15 protein-coding genes are annotated in these 16325 nt (G+C 66.9%); 2 read left to right on the top strand and 13 right to left on the bottom strand.

All coding sequences use genetic code 11. The annotated features are described in order from the left end of the window. Positions 1-35 precede the first annotated feature (35 nt). Complete coding sequence (locus tag ACFC4D_RS08380; RefSeq protein ID WP_375963417.1) at positions 36-896, top strand: alpha/beta fold hydrolase; 861 nt, start codon at positions 36-38, stop codon at positions 894-896. Between the two features lie 82 nt (positions 897-978). Beyond that, a complete protein-coding gene (locus ACFC4D_RS08375) occupies positions 979-1797 on the top strand; it encodes an SAM-dependent methyltransferase (protein WP_376062222.1) in 819 nt (272 codons plus the stop codon). Between the two features lie 4 nt (positions 1798-1801). Here the strand turns inward: ACFC4D_RS08375 and ACFC4D_RS08370 are convergent, their stop codons facing one another. From ACFC4D_RS08370 to ACFC4D_RS08310, 13 genes are all read right to left on the bottom strand, one after another. Continuing rightward, the gene (locus tag ACFC4D_RS08370; protein ID WP_375963413.1) at positions 1802-3349 is read right to left on the bottom strand and encodes a PTS ascorbate transporter subunit IIC; all 1548 of its coding nucleotides are present in this window, start codon (positions 3347-3349) and stop codon (positions 1802-1804) included. A gap of 15 nt (positions 3350-3364) precedes the next feature. Then, positions 3365-4213 carry a PTS sugar transporter subunit IIA gene (locus ACFC4D_RS08365; RefSeq protein ID WP_376062221.1) on the bottom strand — a complete coding sequence of 283 codons (849 nt, stop codon included), beginning with the start codon at positions 4211-4213 and terminating at the stop codon, positions 3365-3367. Between the two features lie 59 nt (positions 4214-4272). Beyond that, positions 4273-6054 (bottom strand): AMP-dependent synthetase/ligase, encoded by a 1782-nt coding sequence (locus tag ACFC4D_RS08360; protein WP_376062220.1) that lies wholly within the window; start codon positions 6052-6054, stop codon positions 4273-4275. 115 nt (positions 6055-6169) lie between these two features. After that, a complete protein-coding gene (locus tag ACFC4D_RS08355) occupies positions 6170-7006 on the bottom strand; it encodes an SDR family oxidoreductase (RefSeq protein ID WP_375963404.1) in 837 nt (278 codons plus the stop codon). Between the two features lie 31 nt (positions 7007-7037). Continuing rightward, the gene (locus ACFC4D_RS08350) at positions 7038-7916 is read right to left on the bottom strand and encodes an alpha/beta fold hydrolase (protein WP_376062219.1); all 879 of its coding nucleotides are present in this window, start codon (positions 7914-7916) and stop codon (positions 7038-7040) included. Next, the gene (locus tag ACFC4D_RS08345) at positions 7913-9178 is read right to left on the bottom strand and encodes an acyl-CoA dehydrogenase family protein (RefSeq protein WP_376062218.1); all 1266 of its coding nucleotides are present in this window, start codon (positions 9176-9178) and stop codon (positions 7913-7915) included. Before ACFC4D_RS08345 ends, ACFC4D_RS08350 begins: the two co-directional genes overlap by 4 nt. A gap of 19 nt (positions 9179-9197) precedes the next feature. Continuing rightward, entirely contained in the window at positions 9198-10076 is an 879-nt protein-coding gene (locus ACFC4D_RS08340; protein WP_376062217.1) for an SDR family oxidoreductase, read from the bottom strand. Positions 10077-10117: 41 nt separating this feature from the next. Further along, entirely contained in the window at positions 10118-10981 is an 864-nt protein-coding gene (locus tag ACFC4D_RS08335) for a MaoC/PaaZ C-terminal domain-containing protein (protein ID WP_375963393.1), read from the bottom strand. 1 nt (position 10982) lies between these two features. After that, a complete protein-coding gene (locus ACFC4D_RS08330) occupies positions 10983-11420 on the bottom strand; it encodes an SRPBCC family protein (protein ID WP_364646054.1) in 438 nt (145 codons plus the stop codon). A gap of 54 nt (positions 11421-11474) precedes the next feature. After that, complete coding sequence (locus tag ACFC4D_RS08325; protein WP_375963389.1) at positions 11475-12680, bottom strand: lipid-transfer protein; 1206 nt, start codon at positions 12678-12680, stop codon at positions 11475-11477. Between the two features lie 178 nt (positions 12681-12858). Further along, the gene (locus ACFC4D_RS08320; RefSeq protein ID WP_376062216.1) at positions 12859-13503 is read right to left on the bottom strand and encodes a TetR/AcrR family transcriptional regulator; all 645 of its coding nucleotides are present in this window, start codon (positions 13501-13503) and stop codon (positions 12859-12861) included. A 36-nt stretch (positions 13504-13539) separates the two neighbouring features. Continuing rightward, entirely contained in the window at positions 13540-14793 is a 1254-nt protein-coding gene (locus tag ACFC4D_RS08315) for an MFS transporter (protein WP_376062264.1), read from the bottom strand. Between the two features lie 86 nt (positions 14794-14879). Beyond that, the gene (locus ACFC4D_RS08310) at positions 14880-16253 is read right to left on the bottom strand and encodes an FAD-binding oxidoreductase (protein WP_376062215.1); all 1374 of its coding nucleotides are present in this window, start codon (positions 16251-16253) and stop codon (positions 14880-14882) included. Positions 16254-16325: the final 72 nt, after the last annotated feature.

The following is a 16325-nucleotide window of genomic DNA, read 5'->3' as shown; positions in this document are numbered from 1 at the left end:
CCTTCTCCGTGGACATCGAGGTCCAGGAAGGGGTGATGACGATGACGTCAGGCACCGCCAAGCCCACCGCCCCGCTCGCTCCCATGCGCGCCATTCATACGGGCTCGGGGGACCCGCTGCTGCTGTTGCACGGATTCATGATGTCGCCGCACTGCTGGGAGCAGGTGGCGAACCGGATGGCCAGTCATTGCGAGGTGTTCGCTCCGGCCTTCACCGGGCATTGGGGCGGACCGGATCTCGAGGGCTGGTACCTCGATGTCAGTGCCCTTGCCGATCGGGTGGAGGACCAGCTGGATGAATTGGGCTGGCGCACCTGCCATATCGCGGGCAATTCGCTCGGCGGCTGGGTGGGTTTCGAATTGGCGCGCCGCGGCCGGGCCCGCACCCTCACCGCTATCGCCCCGGCGGGCGGCTGGCAAACTCCGTCCGCGCTGCAGGTTCGGGTGGGTTTGAAGTTCCTGTCGCTGGTGCCGGTGGTGGAGATCGGCAAACATCTGCCGGACGCGATCGCGTTCAGCGCGCCGGTGCGGCAGGCGGTGGCGATGGTGTTGAGCAAGAACACCGCCGCGGCCCCGCGCCGCGCCATCGAGGCGGCCATCACCTCGGCACTGCACTGCCGGGCCATGCTGCCGATGATCGCGGGCGCGCTGCGCGCACCGGATCTGGAGGATCTGTCCACCCTGAAAACCCCTGTCCGCCTGCTCATGTGCGAGAACGACCGGATCATCCCGTACCGCGCGTACGCCAAACGATTCCTGCGTGAGCTCCCCGAGTCGGCGGATCGCATCGTCATGCACGATGTGGGCCACGTGCCCATGCTGGAGGCCCCGGATCGCATCGCCACCCTCATCGCCGAGCACGTCTACGCCAGCCGCACCCGCCTGCGCGCGGTCTGAAATCGATTCGGCCGGAACGGAACACTCGGACACTCGACTACGATTGTCGGGGTAAAGGGGGCCCTGAAAGGGGAGTGTTCAGATGGCTGATGACATACCGGTGGACCAGTCCAAGCCGAGTATCGCGCGGGTCTACGACTATCTGCTCGGCGGCCAGGACAACTATGCCGCCGATCGAGCGGTCGGCGACTATTTCAAGAACGATCTGCCGGGCTCGGTGGCGATCGCGTTCTCCAACCGGCAGGCGCTGATTCGCGCCGTGCACGAGATGACCAGGCTGGGGATCACCCAGTTCCTGGATATGGGCAGCGGCCTGCCGACCGCCGACAATGTGCATCAGGTGGCCAAACGGCTGGTCCCCGATGCCCGGGTGGTCTATGTGGACAACGATCCGATTGTGCTGACGCACGGCCGGGCGCTGCTGGCCACCGATGCCAGCACCCAGGTCATCCAGGCCGATCTGCATGATCCGGCGGATATCCGGCAGCATCGGGAGGTCAAGCGGCTCATCGATTTCGACCGGCCGATCGGCGTGATCTTCAGCGCCACACTGCATCACCTGCAGGATGAGGAGAAACCCGCCGAGGTGGTGCGGTTCTGGGCCGAGCAGGCGGTGCCGGACAGCCTGTTCTACATCTCGCATTTCCGTTCCGGCCACAATCCGGAGACCCAGGCGGCCGAGCAGATGCTACAGACCACCTTCGGGCGCGGCCGCTGGCGCACCGAGGAGGAGATCGAGGACCTGTTCGGCGAGCTCGAGGTGCTCGAACCCGGCCTGGTGCCGTGCGCCCGCTGGCGGACCGCGACCGACATCGCCGATGTGCCGCGAATTGGTTCCGGCCCAATGGAATTGACCGTCTGGGAGCAACTCATAGCCTGCGGTATGGCGCGCAAGCGGTAGCCGGTTATTCCGGCGGGGGCGGCACGGGTGCGCCCTGCGGCGGCGGTATCTTCGCGTACCGCCGCACACCCACCTCCGGCGGCACCTCGTAATGTGCCGCGGGCGGGATGATTCCGAGAATGGCATCGCGCCGCGCACCCGGATCCCAGCCCGTGGCAACGACTTTCACCTGCACCAGCATGGCGGCCAGCAGAATCACCACGCCGATGATCAGCGACAGCGCGATCGCGCCCCAGCCGCCCAGTTTGGCGGCGGTGCCGATGGCCGTGCCGAACCAGCCGAAGTCGGCGTCACCGAAGGTGGTGTTCTCATCGCCGAAGGGCCCCAGCACTTTCAGCAGCAGCGCGGGCAGAATGGTGATGAGCAGGCCGTTCACGAAAGCGCCCAGCACCGCGCCGCGACGGCCACCGGTGGCATTGCCGTACACCCCGGCCGCACCGCCGGTGAAGAAGTGCGGCACCAGTCCGGGCAGCACCAGCGCCAGCCCGAACGCGGGATTGAGAATCCAGGTCAGCACGCCCAGCATGACGAGACCGCCGACGAAACTGCTGATGAAGCCGAGCAGCACCGCGTTCTGCGCGTACGGGAACACGATCGGCGCGTCCAGCGCGGGAATCGCACCCGGCACCACGCGCGCGGCAATGCCCTGGAACGCCGGAACCAGCTCACCGAGAATGGTGCGCACGCCGAAAAGGATGACGGCGACGGCGATTCCGAATTGCAGACCCTGGCTCACCGCTTTCATGAGGTAGTTGCCGACATCGGTCGCCCCGGTCTCGAACGCCTGGAACGCGGTGTCCTCGCCCACCCGCACCAGGTAGACGATCGCCAGCGTCAAATACAGGATCACCATGGACAGCGCGGTCGCGACCATCGAATCCCGCAGGAAGCGCAGCCCTTCCGGCAGATTCATCTCCTCGGTGCTGCGACTGCGCTTGCCGACCAGCTGCCCGGTCGCGCCCGCCGCGATATATCCGGCGGTGCCGAAATGCCCGATCGCCACATCGTCACCGCCGGTCACCCGCCGCGTATACGCCTGCGACAGTGCGGGCAGCGAGACCATCACAATGCCGAGCAGAACGCCGCCGATGACCACGACCACCGGTGTGGAGAACCCCGCCACCGCGAGCACCATGGTCAGCATGGTCGCCATGAACAGCATGTGATGCCCGGTGAGGAAGACGTAGTGCAGCGGTGTGAACCGCGCCAGCGCGAGGCTGATGGCGAAGCCGAGAATCATCAACCAGGTGACCTGCGCACCATATTCGGCCTGCGCGATGGCCACGATCGCCTCATTGGTGGGGATGACCCCGTGCGCGCCCAGCGCCCCCTGGATCATGATGCCGAGCGGTTTCAGCGACAGCACCACCAGTCCCGCGCCCGCACCGATGAGCAGGAATCCCAGCGTCGCCTTGATCGCCCCGCCGACCACCTGCCCGGTCGATTTGCGCAGCGCGATCAACCCGACCGCGGTGATGATGCCGATGAGATACGCGGGCTGGCTGAGGATCTCATTGACGATGAACTTGGCAATGGCCAGTACGACGTTCACTGCGGGCTCGCCTTCCTACACGTCGAAGAGTTCGCGCAGCCTGCGGTCGACTTCGGCTGTGCTGGTGAAGTTCTCCACGACCTCCACCGGAATACCGACATCCCCCAGTGTTTTCGCGATCTCCCCCGAGGTGAGGATGGCGACCGCCTCGCTCGCCTTGCCCTTGGCCGAAATGGTGTCGGTGGCTTCGACATTCACGTACGGCGACCATTTCCAGCGGGTCAGCACCTTCTCCAGGGTGCTCTTGAGGAACAGGCTGGTGCCGACGCCGTTCCCGCACACGGTGAGGATGGTGACCGGGCCGCTGCTACGCGACGCTCCGGAAGCCGTTGCCGCCGTACCGGTTTCAGTGACCGGCTCGGGCTCAGGCTCCGCGACGGGGGTGGCCGCGACGGACGGCATGGTCCCTTCCGCCGCATCCTCCCCCGCGATCAGCGCCCGCAGTTCACCCGGTGTCGCGACCGCGCGCAGGCGTTCATCCGCACCCGCCTCCAGCAGCAACCGCGCCAGCGCGGCCATGGCATCGGTATGCACCCCGGAGTCGGTGGCCGCCAGCGCGACCACCAGATCCACCGGATCGTTCGGGCTCCCGAACGCGACCGGCTCGCGCAATCGCACCCACGACATTCCGGTGCGCTGCACCGCCGGTGAGGGCCGGGCGTGCGCGAACGCGAACCCGGGCGCGATGACGATGTACGGCCCGTTGTCCTCGACATTGCGGATCATCTCGTCGGTGTAGTCGGCCGTGGCCACGCCCGTGGCGGTCAGCAGGCTACCGGCGGCGGCAATGGCCGAACGCCAGTCCTCGGCGGGCACATCCAGTTCGATCGCGTCTTCGGGGAGCAGATCCGACAGCGATGTCATGCCGCGATAGTCGCACGAACCGACCGTCAGTTATCTTTTGGCACACCGTACGGCCGGAATCACTCGTACAGCGCCTCGATCTCGGCGGCGTACTTCGCGGCGATCGGCTTGCGCTTGAGCGACATCTTCGGGGTCAGCTCATCACCGCCCGGCTCCCAGGTCACCGGCAGCACCGTGTACTTCTTGATCTGCTCGACCCGCGCGAGCCGCTCATTGGCGGCGCAGACTCCCGCTTCGACGACCGCAAGCACACCCGGATCGGCGGCGAGCACCGCGGGCGACGCGTCGGGCAGCCCGTGCTGTGCGGCATAGGCGGCACAGGCATCCGCATCGAGGGTGAACAGCGCGGTCACGAACTTGCGATTGTCACCGATGGCGATGGCCGCACCCACCAGCGCACAGCTGACCTTCACCGCCCCTTCGATATTCGACGGCGACATATTCTTGCCCGCCGCGTTGATGATGAGTTCCTTCTTGCGATCGACGATGCGGATATAGCCGTCCGCGTCGATGGTCCCGATATCGCCGGTGTGCATCCAGCCGTCGGCGTCGATGGCCGCGGCGGTCTGCTCCGGATCATGCCGGTACCCGCGCATGATGAGCGGTCCGCGCACCAGCAGTTCCCCGTCCTCGGCGACGGTGACCTCGGTCCCGGGCAGCGCCGTCCCGACGGTGCCGATTCGAATGCCGCCGGGCCGGTTCAGGGTGGCGGCGGCCGAGGTCTCGGTCATCCCCCAGCCCTCGTACACCGGAATGCCCAGTCCCAGAATGAAAGCCATGGCATCGGGCGCGATGGGCGAGGCCCCGGTGATGGCGGCGCGCACCTGATCCAAGCCCATCTTCGCGCGCAGCGTGCTCAGCACGAGCCGCTCCGCCGCCGCGTGCTGCCAGCTCAGTGCGATCGGGATCGGCCGCCGATCCGAATTGCGCCGCGCCACTTCGGTTCCCACGCCGATGGCCCAGCCGACCACTGCGCGCTTGACCGAACTCTCCTGCGCCACAATATTTTCGATACCGGCCTTGAGCTTGTACCAAATGGCGGGCACCGCCAGGAACAGCGTCGGCCGCACCTCCGCGAGCGCGGCGACCAGCTGTTTCGGATCGGCCACCGCGGTGACCTGCACCCCCTCGATGAGGTTGTTGTAATGCCCGAAAGCGCGATTGGCCAGGTGCGCGTCGGGCAGATACGAGATCACCCGATCCTGCGGCCGCACCTCGAAAACCCCGTCCACGGCCGAGAATTCGGCCAGCATATTGGCGTGCGTCAACTCGACGCCCTTGGGCGGACCGGTGGTGCCGGAAGTGTAGACCAGCGTCAGCAGCGAATCCGCCTGTACCGCACGCCAAGCCGCGTCGAAATCGAAGTCGGGCGCGGACAGCCCGGCCACCTCGTCGAGCGTGTACCCACCCTCGACCGGCCCGTCGACACAGATGAAATGCTCCACCCGCCCGTCGATATTCGCGGCCCGCAGCTTGTCCACGAACTGGGTCTCGGTCACCACCACCCTGTTGCCCGCATTGCCGAACAGATGCGAAACCTGTTCCGCCGTAAAGGTGTTGTAGATGGAGAACGGCGTCGCACCGGTGTGCAGCACTGCCGTATCGGCCAGATGGAATTCCGGCACATTGGTGAGCATGATCGCCACCGTGTCCCCGGCCCGCACGCCGAGGGCGGTCAGTCCGGTCGCCAGCTTGCGCACCCGGTCGGCGTATTCGGCCCAGGTGTAGCTCGGCGTCCCGTCGGGACCCCGCAGCGCCACCTGATCCGGATATCGTGCGGCGGTGGCTTGAAATGCCGCGCACAGACTGTTGGGCTGCTCGGTCAACGGTGCTCCATTCATGACCTGGCCGTGCTGATCTCAGGGCATGGCCGTGCTGATTCGATTGTTCGCGCCGATGGCGCGGTGCTCATTGATCCGGTGCGCCCGGTGATGAACCGTTTCCGCCGAGCGTGATTCAGTCGAGTCCGCGGGCGCGCTGTTCATAGGCGCGGCGCGCGTCCTGATCCACCTCGTCGAGGAAGACGTGCTCCAGGCCGAACGCCCGGCCCAGCGCCTCACTGGCCCGGCGCGGCATGTAGTGCTGCGAGGCCACCAGCAGTCCGGCGAGCCGGGTGACCGCCACCCGCCGCCGCGGTTGCGCGATGAGTTTGGCGACCGCCTCGGCGATATCCCCCGGTTCGGCGTTCTTGAGGCCCTTGGCCCCCTGGGTGCCCGCGATGAGTTCGGTATTGGTGAAGGTCGGCAGCACCGAACAGAAATTCACCCCGGACTCGTGATATTCGAGCCGCAGCGTATCGGTGAGCGCCAGCACCGCCGCCTTGCTCGCGCAGTAGGTGGCCAGCCCGGGCGTGGTCGCCTCCCCCGCCAGCGAGGCGATATTGATGACGGTTCCCCTGCCGCGCGGCAACATTCGCTGCGCCGCCAGTTTGCTGCCGACCGCCACCCCGTAGACATTGATATCCAGAATGCGCCGGGTGACCCGCTCCGGCTCCTGATCGAAGGCCCCGGCCGGCATGATCCCGGCATTGTTGACCAGCACGTCGACCGGTCCCAGCCGCCGCTCCACCTCATCGAGGAAGGCGGAGAATCCGTCCGGATCGGTGACGTCGAGTTTCCCGTACACCTCCAGCCCGAGGTCCGCGCCGGACTCCTTGACCTTGGCCTCGTCGACATCGCCGATGGCGACCTGCGCGCCGAGGTCGCGCAGGCGGCGGGCGGTCGCGAAACCGATACCGCGCGCGCCGCCGGTGATGACCACTACTTTGCCGGAAATCACTGTTGCCAGCGTCATTTCGTCTCCTCGATGCCGGAGCGGGGATATGTCATCCAGCGTGCTCCCGATGCCCGTCCGCGCGGGCAAGAATGCCGAGCACGAGTGCGGTCACGTTGTCCGGCTCGTCCAGCTGTGGGCAGTGCCCGGCTTTCGGCAGCACCGTGAGCTCACTGCCCGGCAGCAGGGCGTGCAGTTCGCGGCTCGCCCGCACCGGGATGATGCGATCCTTCGCGCCGTGCACCACCGCCACCGGACAGGAAACGGTGCGAGCACCGTGCCCGCCCGGGTGTTCACGGGCGTATCGGACGGCGTCCCGCCCGCGTTCGGCCGCCGCCGCCATATTCGGCACCGACCGCAGCGCGGTGGCGACGAATGCGGGATCGGCCCGATATCCCGGGCCGTAGACGAACCGCTGCACCCCCTGTCGAACCGTCCAGTGCACCAGGCGATCCGGCACCGGCAGCCGACCGGCCAGGTCGAACAGCCGCCGGAACTCACCGAGCCGCACCACCCGCGCGGGGAGATGGCGCGCCAGCAGCGGTTCGTCCAGGGTGACGAGCCCGCGCACGCGCCCCTCCCGATCGCGCGCCGCCGCATGCAGCGCGGTGGCGGCTCCCAGCGAATTGCCCACCAGCACAACGGGTCCGTGCGTCGCGACGAGCGCGTCGGCGAAGACGTCGAACTGCGGCGTCAGCGCTCCGGGCCGCCGCGCATCGGCCAGGCCGAAGCCGGGCAGATCCACGGCAACGGCGCGCCGCCCGGCCGCGGCCAGCCGGGTCAGCACACCGCGCCAGGTGTCGGCGCTATCGCAATATCCGTGCAGGAGAACAACTGTCGGTCCCGTCCCCGCGACCGACAGTTCCCGCGTCCGCACCCCGGCGTACTCCCGCGCGGCCTCGATCACCACGCTGTGATCGGAGCCGGTCATCGCCCGAGCAGTCCCTTCGCCACATGGGTGACCTGGATTTCATTGCTGCCCGCGTAGATCATGAGCGACTTGGCATCGCGCGCCAGTTGCTCCACGTGATACTCGGACATGTAGCCGTTGCCGCCGAAGAGCTGCACCGCCTCCATGGCGACCTCGGTGGCGGTCTCCGAGCAGTACAGCTTCATGGCCGAGGCCTCCGCGAGCGAGGGCTGCTTACCCGCGCGACCGCGTTCCAGCACGCTGAACACCATGTTCTGGATATTGATGCGGGCGATCTCCATCTTCGCCAGCTTCAACTGCACCAGCTGGAAGCGGCCGATCTCCTGGCCCCACAGCTTGCGGTTCTTCGCGTAATCCAAACAGAGCCGGTGGCATTCGTTCACGATGCCCAGCGCCATGAAGGCGACGCCGACGCGCTCGGCGGTGAAACTCGTTCGGGCGCTGTCGCGTCCGTCACCGCCCTTGTGCTCCTCGGTCTCGCCGAGCAGGCGATCCTTGGACAGCCGCACATTGTCGAAGAAGAGCTCACCGGTCGGCGAGGCGTGCAGGCCCATCTTCTTGAACGGCTTGCCTTGCGCGAAACCCTCCATACCCTTGTCGAGTACGAAGGTCAGCACCTTGCGATCGCGTTTGTCCGCACCGTCGCCCTCGTCGAGCTTGGCGTAGACGACCACCACATCGGCGAACGGGCCATTGGTGATGAAGGTCTTCTGGCCGTTGAGGATGTAGTCCTCACCGTCACGCCGGACGTAGGTCTTCATACCCCCGAAGGCGTCCGAGCCCGAATCCGGTTCCGTGATCGCCCATGCCGCAACCTTTTTCATGGTCACGATATCGCCGAGCCAGCGTTCCTTCTGAGCGAGCGTGCCGCGCGACATGATGGTGGTCGCGCCGAGACCGATGCTGACACCCATGGCGGTGACCAAACCCATGCAGACGCCGGAGAGTTCGGCGATCAGCACCGCCATCATCGATTCCTGCCCGGAGAACGGGCCGCCGTCGCCGGACTTGCGTTCCTTCTTCTCGGGCAGCGGTTCTCCCGCGGCGAGCGCTTCCTCCCGCTTACGCTGCTTGGCGAGCAGTTTCTCGATCGACTCCGCACCCAGCACGTCGATTCCGAACTCGCTGAACAGTTTCCGGATGATCGGGTACGGCGACACTTCACCGCTGTCCAGACCGTCCAGCTGCGGGCGGATCTCCTTGTCGATGAAACCGCGTACCGCCGAGCGGATCAGTTCATCGGTCTCCGACCATTCGAACATCGTTGTTCTCCAATTGGTCTCAGGGCAGGCGGGCGGCGATATCGTCGACCAGCCACGGCCCTTCGGTTTCGATGGTCTTCACGTCATGCCAGCCCGCGAGTTCGGAGATCGCACCGCCCTGTACGGCGAACACCTTGCCGTTGATCGGGCATTTCTCGGTGGCCAGGTATGCCACCAGCGGGGAGATATTGGCGGGGCTGAAGGCGTCGAAATCGCCCTCCTCCACGGCCTCGGCCTCGGCGGCCATCATCGCGCCCATACCCGGGGTGGCCAGGGTGAGCCGCGTACGGGCAATGGGCGCAATGGCATTCACGCGCACGCCGTAGCGGGCCAGCTCATCGGCGGCCACCAGGGTGAGCGCGGCGATACCGGCCTTGGCCGCACCGTAATTGGCCTGTCCGGCATTGGGCACCGTGGTGCCCGAGGCCGAGGCGGTATTGATGACCGCGGCATTGGGCTGATTGCCCGCCTTGGACTGATCCTTCCAGTACGCGGCGGCGTGATGCAGTACCGCCGCATGCCCCTTCAGGTGCACCGCGACCACCGAATCCCACTGCGACTCATCCATACCCGCGATGAAGGCGTCGCGCAGGATGCCCGCGTTGTTGACCACCACGTCGAGCCGCCCGAATTCCGAGATGGCTTGCTCAACAAGCTCTTTCGCACCCGCCCAGTCCGCCACACTACTGGTGTTCGCGATCGCGCGCCCCCCTGCGGCGACGATCTCGTTCACCACCTCCTGCGCGGGCCCGGCGTCCGCGCCCTCACCGGAATTGCTGCCGCCCAGATCGTTCACCACGACGGCCGCGCCCTCCCGCGCGAACAGCAGCGCGTGCTCGCGGCCGATACCGCGGCCCGCGCCGGTGATGACGGCGACCCGTCCTTCCAGTGCTCCCATGTCCTGCTCCCTTACGGATTCGAAAAGTCTTGTGCCCGAACTCAGTCGGCGATGACGGCGAGGCCGTCGGTCAATACCAGGTCTGCACCGCGGCCGGTTTCGAAGGCGTAGGTGGTTTCCCCGTTCTCGGCGCTCTTGCGCCAGATGCGGGTCTCCAGGTCGTCACCGGGGAAGACCATCTTGGAGAAGCGCACCGCGAAGCGGCGCAGGCGGCCGACATCGGAGCCCGCCGTCTCGGTGAGCACCGCCCAGGAGGACATGGCCATGGTGCACAGGCCGTGCGCGATGATGCCGGGCAGGCCCGCGTCCTTGGCGACCTGCTCGTCCAGGTGCAGCGGCACCGGATCGCCCGAGGCGGGCGAATACCGGTACGTCTGATCCAGATCCACGTGCGCGGGCACGGTGAACAGCGCGGGCTGTGCGGCCAGCGCCGCGTCGAAACGGTGCGAGGGCGCGCCGTCGCCGACCTTGGGGCCCGCGTTCACATTGCGGAAGAACGCCGTCAGATACTGCTCATTGACGAGTTCACCGTCCTGCGCCCGGCATTCGATGAGGATGGTGATGGTCGAGCCATTGTCCTTCCCCTCGTAGCCGATGGCCTTGGCCCGCGATACCAGCTGATCGCCGGGGCGGATCGGCCGGTGGAAGTGGAAATCCTGCTCGCCGTGCACGACCCGGCCGAAGATGTCCATCGGCACCACCTCGAGCACCGGCATCATCATGGCCTCGAAGACCGGGACGATGCCGAAGATCGGCGGTGCGACAGCGCCTTTGAGGTGCGCTTCGATGGGATCGTTGGTGGCGGCCGCGTATTCGGCGATGCGCTCGCCGGTGACCTCGAAGGGTTCCTCATCGCTCCAGACATTGAGCCCGGATGCGTTGAATTCGACTGCGCTGCCCGACATCTCAGGCCGCCGTCGCCAGCGCGTCGAGCGCGGTCAGCGTCTTGTCGAGCTGGTTCAGGCCGTCCTTCTCGACCGCCTTGCCGAGTGCGCCCTTGATGAGCGCGCCCTCGAAGTCACCGGAGACGGAGAACTTGCTGCCGGTGCCCTCGGGGGTGATGTCGAAGGCGAACTGCACCTTCACACCCGCCATGCCGGTTCCGCTGAGTACCAGGCGATTCGGGGTGTCGACACTCTCCACCACCCATTCGATCTTGTTCGCCATGCCCAGCATGAGGATCTTGGCGACCAGTTTGGAGCCGGGGGCCAGCACGGCCGGGGGCTCCTCCAGCCAGCGCTCGTGAATGGAGAACCACTTGTCCCAGGTCTGCGGATCGGAGACGACGGCCCACAGGGCGTCCGGGGAGGCGGTCAGGTCCTTGCTGGCTTCGATATGTCCCATGAGAGGTGCTCCTCGTCGAGTCTTGTGATGAAAGCTGTTCGGGTACTGCGTGATTCAGCGGTCGGCGCGCTGGTAGGCGGTGATGACCGCCGCGCCGCCCAGGCCGATGTTGTGCTGGAGCGCGGCGGTGACGTTGTCCACCTGCCGCTTGTCGGCGGTGCCGCGCAGCTGCCAGGTGAGCTCACTGCACTGCGCCAAACCCGTTGCGCCCAAAGGATGTCCCTTGGAGATGAGCCCGCCGGACGGGTTCACCACCCACTTGCCGCCGTAGGTGGTCTGGCCCGCGTCGATGAGCTGACCGGCCTCGCCCTCCTTGGCCAGGCCCAGGGCCTCGTACAGCAGCAGTTCATTGGCGGAGAAGCAGTCGTGCAGTTCGATGACCTGGAAGTCCTCGGGGCCCAGGCCCGCCTGCGCGTAAACCTTCTCGGCCGCTTGCACATTCATGTCGTAGCCGATGAGGTTCTTGGCGCTGCCGTCGAAGGTGGACTGGAAATCGGTGGTCATGGTCTGCCCGACGATCTCCACCGCCTGCGCCGCCAGATCGTGCCGCTCCACGAATTCCTCACTGGCCAGGATGGCCGCGCCGGAACCGTCCGAGGTGGGCGAGCACTGCAGTTTGGTGAGCGGGTTGTAGATCATCCGCGAGTTCAGGATGTCCTCGAGTGAGTACTCCTCCTGGAACTGCGCGTACGGGTTGTTCACCGAATGCTTGTGGTTCTTGTAGCCGATCTTGGCGAAGTGCTCGAGCGTGGTGCCGTACTTCTCCATATGCTCGCGACCGGCCGCGCCGAACATCCACGGGGCCACCGGGAACAGCACCTCGGAGATCTCCGCGAGCGCCATCACATGCTTGGCCATGGGCTGTTCGCGGTCGTCATAGCTGGAGCCCAGCGAACCCGGCTGCATCTTCTCGAAGCCCAGCGCCAGCGTGCACTCCGCGAGCCCGCCCCGAATCGCCTGTGCGGCAAGGTAGAGCGCGGTGGAACCGGTGGAGCAGTTGTTGTTGACGTTCACCACCGGGATGCCGGTCATGCCGAGTTCGTAGACCGCGCGCTGGCCCGAGGTGGATTCGCCGTACACGTACCCGACGTACGCCTGTTCGATCTCCCGGTAGTCGATGCCCGCGTCCGCCAGCGCCTTGGTGCCGGACTCGCGAGCCATATCCGGGTAGTCCCAGCTGCTGCCGTCCTCGTTCTTGCGTCGCCCCGGCTTCTCGAACTTCGTCATGCCGACGCCGACGACGTAGACCTTGTTCGCCATCGAACTCCTCACATCAGGCCGCCCGCCATCGGGCCGGTTAGAAACAAACATACAAAGCTGTATGTAAGTAGGCAAGGGGGTGTGGCGAATCGACAGATGTGCGCACAAGATCACCAGTTCACACGCATGGCGCGGAACATACAGGTGAGATGGTGAAAAGCCGCCGAATCCGGCTGGATCAGTCGGCGATATACAGGTCGGGCATGAGCGCCTTGGCCACCAGATTCAGCTGCGCCGACGCGCGCAGCCAGCGCCGGTGAGCGCGCGCCGGATCCGGGGAGATGAAGTTGGTGACCAGGATCCCGCGCAGGGTGTCCATGGCCGTGTACGCGAAATCGCGAACACTCTTGCGGTGCATCTCATTCGGCACCAGCTGCGCCACCGCGAGCAGCACCGCGTTGTTGACGTACGGCTCGACCTTCTCCATCTCCACCGCCAGCACCGGATCGGTGCGGCTGGCCACCCACAATTCGATGGCGGCGATGAACAGCGGGCCCTGATGCAGCTCCCACATGAACTCGAGCGCCGTACCCAGCGGATCCCCGCCCGCCCGGACCCGCCCGATCTCCTGCATGGCGGCCTCGGTCCGGCGCTGCGCCAGATGACTGATGGCCGCCACCACCAGATCGGTCTTCGACCCGAAATGATGCACCTGCGCACCCCGGGTCACGCCCGCCCGCTCGGCCACCCGCGGCGTCGTGGTTCCGGCATAACCGAATTCGACGAGGCATTCGATGGTGGCGTCCAGCAACCGCACCCGCGTCTCGGTGCTCCGCTGCTCCTGCGTGCGGCGCGGCGGCTTCGAGACATCGGACCTGGTCATACGACGGATATTACACTTACATACATCCGTGTATGTTCACTGCCCGATTGCGGCGGCCCCGGATCCGGACCGGCGCGCGATCGCGACCGTCGCGGTGAACAGCAGCGTGCCCAGCACCGCGAGCCCCGCGCCCACCACGGCGGGGGCGGTATAGCCGAGACCCGCGGCGATGACCAGGCCACCGAGCCACGCGCCCGCGGCATTGGCGATATTCAGGGCCGCGTGATTCAGTGCGGCGGCGAGGGTTTGGGCATCGTGGGCGACGTCCATCAGGCGGGTCTGCAGGCCCGGGCCCAGGGCCGCGCCCGATGCGCCGATGAAGAAGGCTCCGATGGCGGCGGTGAACGGATTGTGGGCGGCGGCGACGAAGGCCGCGAGGATGACGACCATCGACAGCAGGGCCAGGAAGATCGAGCGGTCCACGCCGCGGTCGGCGAGGATGCCGCCGAGGATATTGCCCGCCACCATGCCGAGGCCGAAGAGCATCAGCACGATCGGGACGAAGCCCACCTGCATTCCGGCGACATCGGTGAGGGTGGTGGTGATGTAGGTGTAGACGGCGAACATGCCGCCGAAGCCGACCGCGCCGACCACCAGGGTCAGCAGTACCTGCGAGCGGCGTAGCGCGCCGAGCTCGGTGCGGGGATCGGTGAGGCGAATTCCGTGCAACTCCGGCACGAACTTGAAAATGGCCGCGATGGTGGCCAATCCGATAATCGTCACCACCACGAAGGCGTCCCGCCAGCCCAGATGCTGGCCCAGCCAGGTGGCTGCGGGAACGCCGACGACATTGGCGGCGCTCAATCCCAGCATAACCGCGGCAACCGCCTTGGCCCGCTGACCCACCGGAGCCAGCGAGGCCGCCGCCAGCGAGGCGACACCGAAATACGCACCGTGCGGCAGACCGGAGATGAAGCGCGCCGCGGTCAGCGTCGCGAAGGTCGGCGCGATCACGCTCGCCGCGTTACCCACGCTGAACGCCACCATCAGCGCGATCAGCAACTTCTTGCGGCCGACCCGCGCCGCCATGGCCGCGATCACCGGCGCGCCCACCACCACGCCCAGCGCGTACGCCGAAACAATATGTCCCGCAGTGGGTTCCGAGACGCTCATATCGTCCGCGATATTGGGGAGCAAACCCATGGTCACGAATTCGGTGGTGCCGATACCGAATCCGCCCAGCGCCAGCGCCAGTATCGCCGCCACCGGCCAGCGCCGTTCGGCTACCACCGAGTCCACCAGTTCAGGGGCCTCGACGGTCGCGTCCACGCCGGGTACAGAATTCGCCATGAAATTGCGCAACACCGGGCGGGGCATACCCCATCCCCATTTCACGGTGACTCCCCTCACCCACCCCCGAGGCGGAATATCGGGGGTCAGATCGCGAAGGGGAAGCTGCTCCGCACGGTGCCCTGCTCGTTGTAGCGGCGCTTGATCGACCGCAGGCGGGTCAGGGTGTCCGGGGAAAAGACCTGCGCCACCGAATCACCCGCGTCCAGATATGTCAGCGGCTTACGACCCGAGACGTGCGAATGCAGCGCCGCGGTGATCGACCGCTGCCGTTCGGCGACCGCGGCCGCATGGTCGGGCGTCGGGGCCGGGCCGAGCATGGACAGCAGATACGGTTCGCGAATCCCACCGGCGGCACCCGCATCGGCACGCGGGCGATACAGCGCACCACCCAGCTGGCGGACCTGCACGAGTGCGAGCGGCGCGATCGAGCGTTCCGGGCCGGGCGCGTCCGCCGCACCCGCCATGGCCGTGCCGAGCAGCACATCGGTGACATGCGGGGAGAAATCGGTGAGCAGTTCGGCGCGCACCCGGGCCGGACTCGGCGCGGTCGGCTCCATGCAGATACCGCCCAGCTCGGTCACCTCCAGGGGTCGCCGATTGTCCAGCACCACACCGGGAATCGCCTCGAATCGGTGTAGTGGTCCGGTAATCCCTTCCGCACCAACAACATCCACCGCGATCATGATCCGGCCCCGCAGCGGTTCGGGCACCTGGGGGAAGGGCGGGAAGCGCACCAGCGTCACCCAGATGCTCAGTCGCTCATCGGCTTCCGCCGTCGCCTCGCGAAATGCCGCGAACACCTCCGCTGCCCGCTCGGCATCCCACAGCATGCGCCCGCCGTACAGCGGCCCGGTCTCGAAGAGCTCGAACTCCAGCCCCGTCACCACCGCGAAGTCCCCACCGCCACCGCGCAGCGCCCAGAACAGCTCCGGATCCGATTCGGCGGTCACCCGCATCCGGGTGCCGTCCGCCAGCACCACCTCCGCCGCGCGCACCGCGTTCGCCGCGAATCCCCTACTGCGCGCGAACCATCCGAGCCCGCCCCCGAGCGTGTACCCGGTAATGCCCACCACCGGCGAGCTTCCCACCGCACCCGCCAGCCCGTACGGCGCGGTCCGCTCCGACAGCGCACCCCACCGCACCCCGGCCCCCACCCGAGCCGTCCGAGCCCCGGCATCGACCGCGATATCGGCGAGTCCGCCGGTCTTCACCAGCACCGTCCCATCCGCCGCCGCCGAGGCCCCGTGCCCCGTCCCCTGCACAGTGACCGCCACCCCGACCTTGGCCGCGTACTCCACCACTGCCGCCACATCCGCGGCGTCCGCGACCTCGACCACCGCCGAAACCCGCTGCTCCACAGCCACATTCCACGGCGTCCGAGCCCCGTCGAACCCCTCGTCCCCCGCCACGAGCACCCGCCCGCGCACCACCCGCCGCAAATCGTTCCCGATACCCACCACAACTCCTACTCGCCCGCCAACCGGCCCATCCTCCCCCGCCATTCATGAGAGTTTCATGACCCCAAAAGG

Origin of the sequence: Nocardia sp. NPDC056000 (assembly GCF_042269265.1) — a bacterium.
Lineage (GTDB): Bacteria > Actinomycetota > Actinomycetes > Mycobacteriales > Mycobacteriaceae > Nocardia.
This window is presented reverse-complemented; position numbering and strand designations above follow the sequence as displayed.

What these genes read in the sequence shown, in the direction of transcription:
- ACFC4D_RS08380 (WP_375963417.1), top strand. Translation starts at nt 36, where the DNA reads ATGACGATGACGTCAGGCACCGCCAAGCCCACCGCCCCGCTCGCTCCC.
- ACFC4D_RS08375 (WP_376062222.1), top strand. Translation starts at nt 979, where the DNA reads ATGGCTGATGACATACCGGTGGACCAGTCCAAGCCGAGTATCGCGCGG.
- ACFC4D_RS08365 (WP_376062221.1), bottom strand. Translation starts at nt 4,213, where the DNA reads ATGACATCGCTGTCGGATCTGCTCCCCGAAGACGCGATCGAACTGGAT.
- ACFC4D_RS08360 (WP_376062220.1), bottom strand. Translation starts at nt 6,054, where the DNA reads ATGAATGGAGCACCGTTGACCGAGCAGCCCAACAGTCTGTGCGCGGCA.
- ACFC4D_RS08355 (WP_375963404.1), bottom strand. Translation starts at nt 7,006, where the DNA reads ATGACGCTGGCAACAGTGATTTCCGGCAAAGTAGTGGTCATCACCGGC.
- ACFC4D_RS08350 (WP_376062219.1), bottom strand. Translation starts at nt 7,916, where the DNA reads ATGACCGGCTCCGATCACAGCGTGGTGATCGAGGCCGCGCGGGAGTAC.
- ACFC4D_RS08345 (WP_376062218.1), bottom strand. Translation starts at nt 9,178, where the DNA reads ATGTTCGAATGGTCGGAGACCGATGAACTGATCCGCTCGGCGGTACGC.
- ACFC4D_RS08340 (WP_376062217.1), bottom strand. Translation starts at nt 10,076, where the DNA reads ATGGGAGCACTGGAAGGACGGGTCGCCGTCATCACCGGCGCGGGCCGC.
- ACFC4D_RS08335 (WP_375963393.1), bottom strand. Translation starts at nt 10,981, where the DNA reads ATGTCGGGCAGCGCAGTCGAATTCAACGCATCCGGGCTCAATGTCTGG.
- ACFC4D_RS08330 (WP_364646054.1), bottom strand. Translation starts at nt 11,420, where the DNA reads ATGGGACATATCGAAGCCAGCAAGGACCTGACCGCCTCCCCGGACGCC.
- ACFC4D_RS08325 (WP_375963389.1), bottom strand. Translation starts at nt 12,680, where the DNA reads ATGGCGAACAAGGTCTACGTCGTCGGCGTCGGCATGACGAAGTTCGAG.
- ACFC4D_RS08320 (WP_376062216.1), bottom strand. Translation starts at nt 13,503, where the DNA reads ATGACCAGGTCCGATGTCTCGAAGCCGCCGCGCCGCACGCAGGAGCAG.
- ACFC4D_RS08315 (WP_376062264.1), bottom strand. Translation starts at nt 14,793, where the DNA reads ATGGCGAATTCTGTACCCGGCGTGGACGCGACCGTCGAGGCCCCTGAA.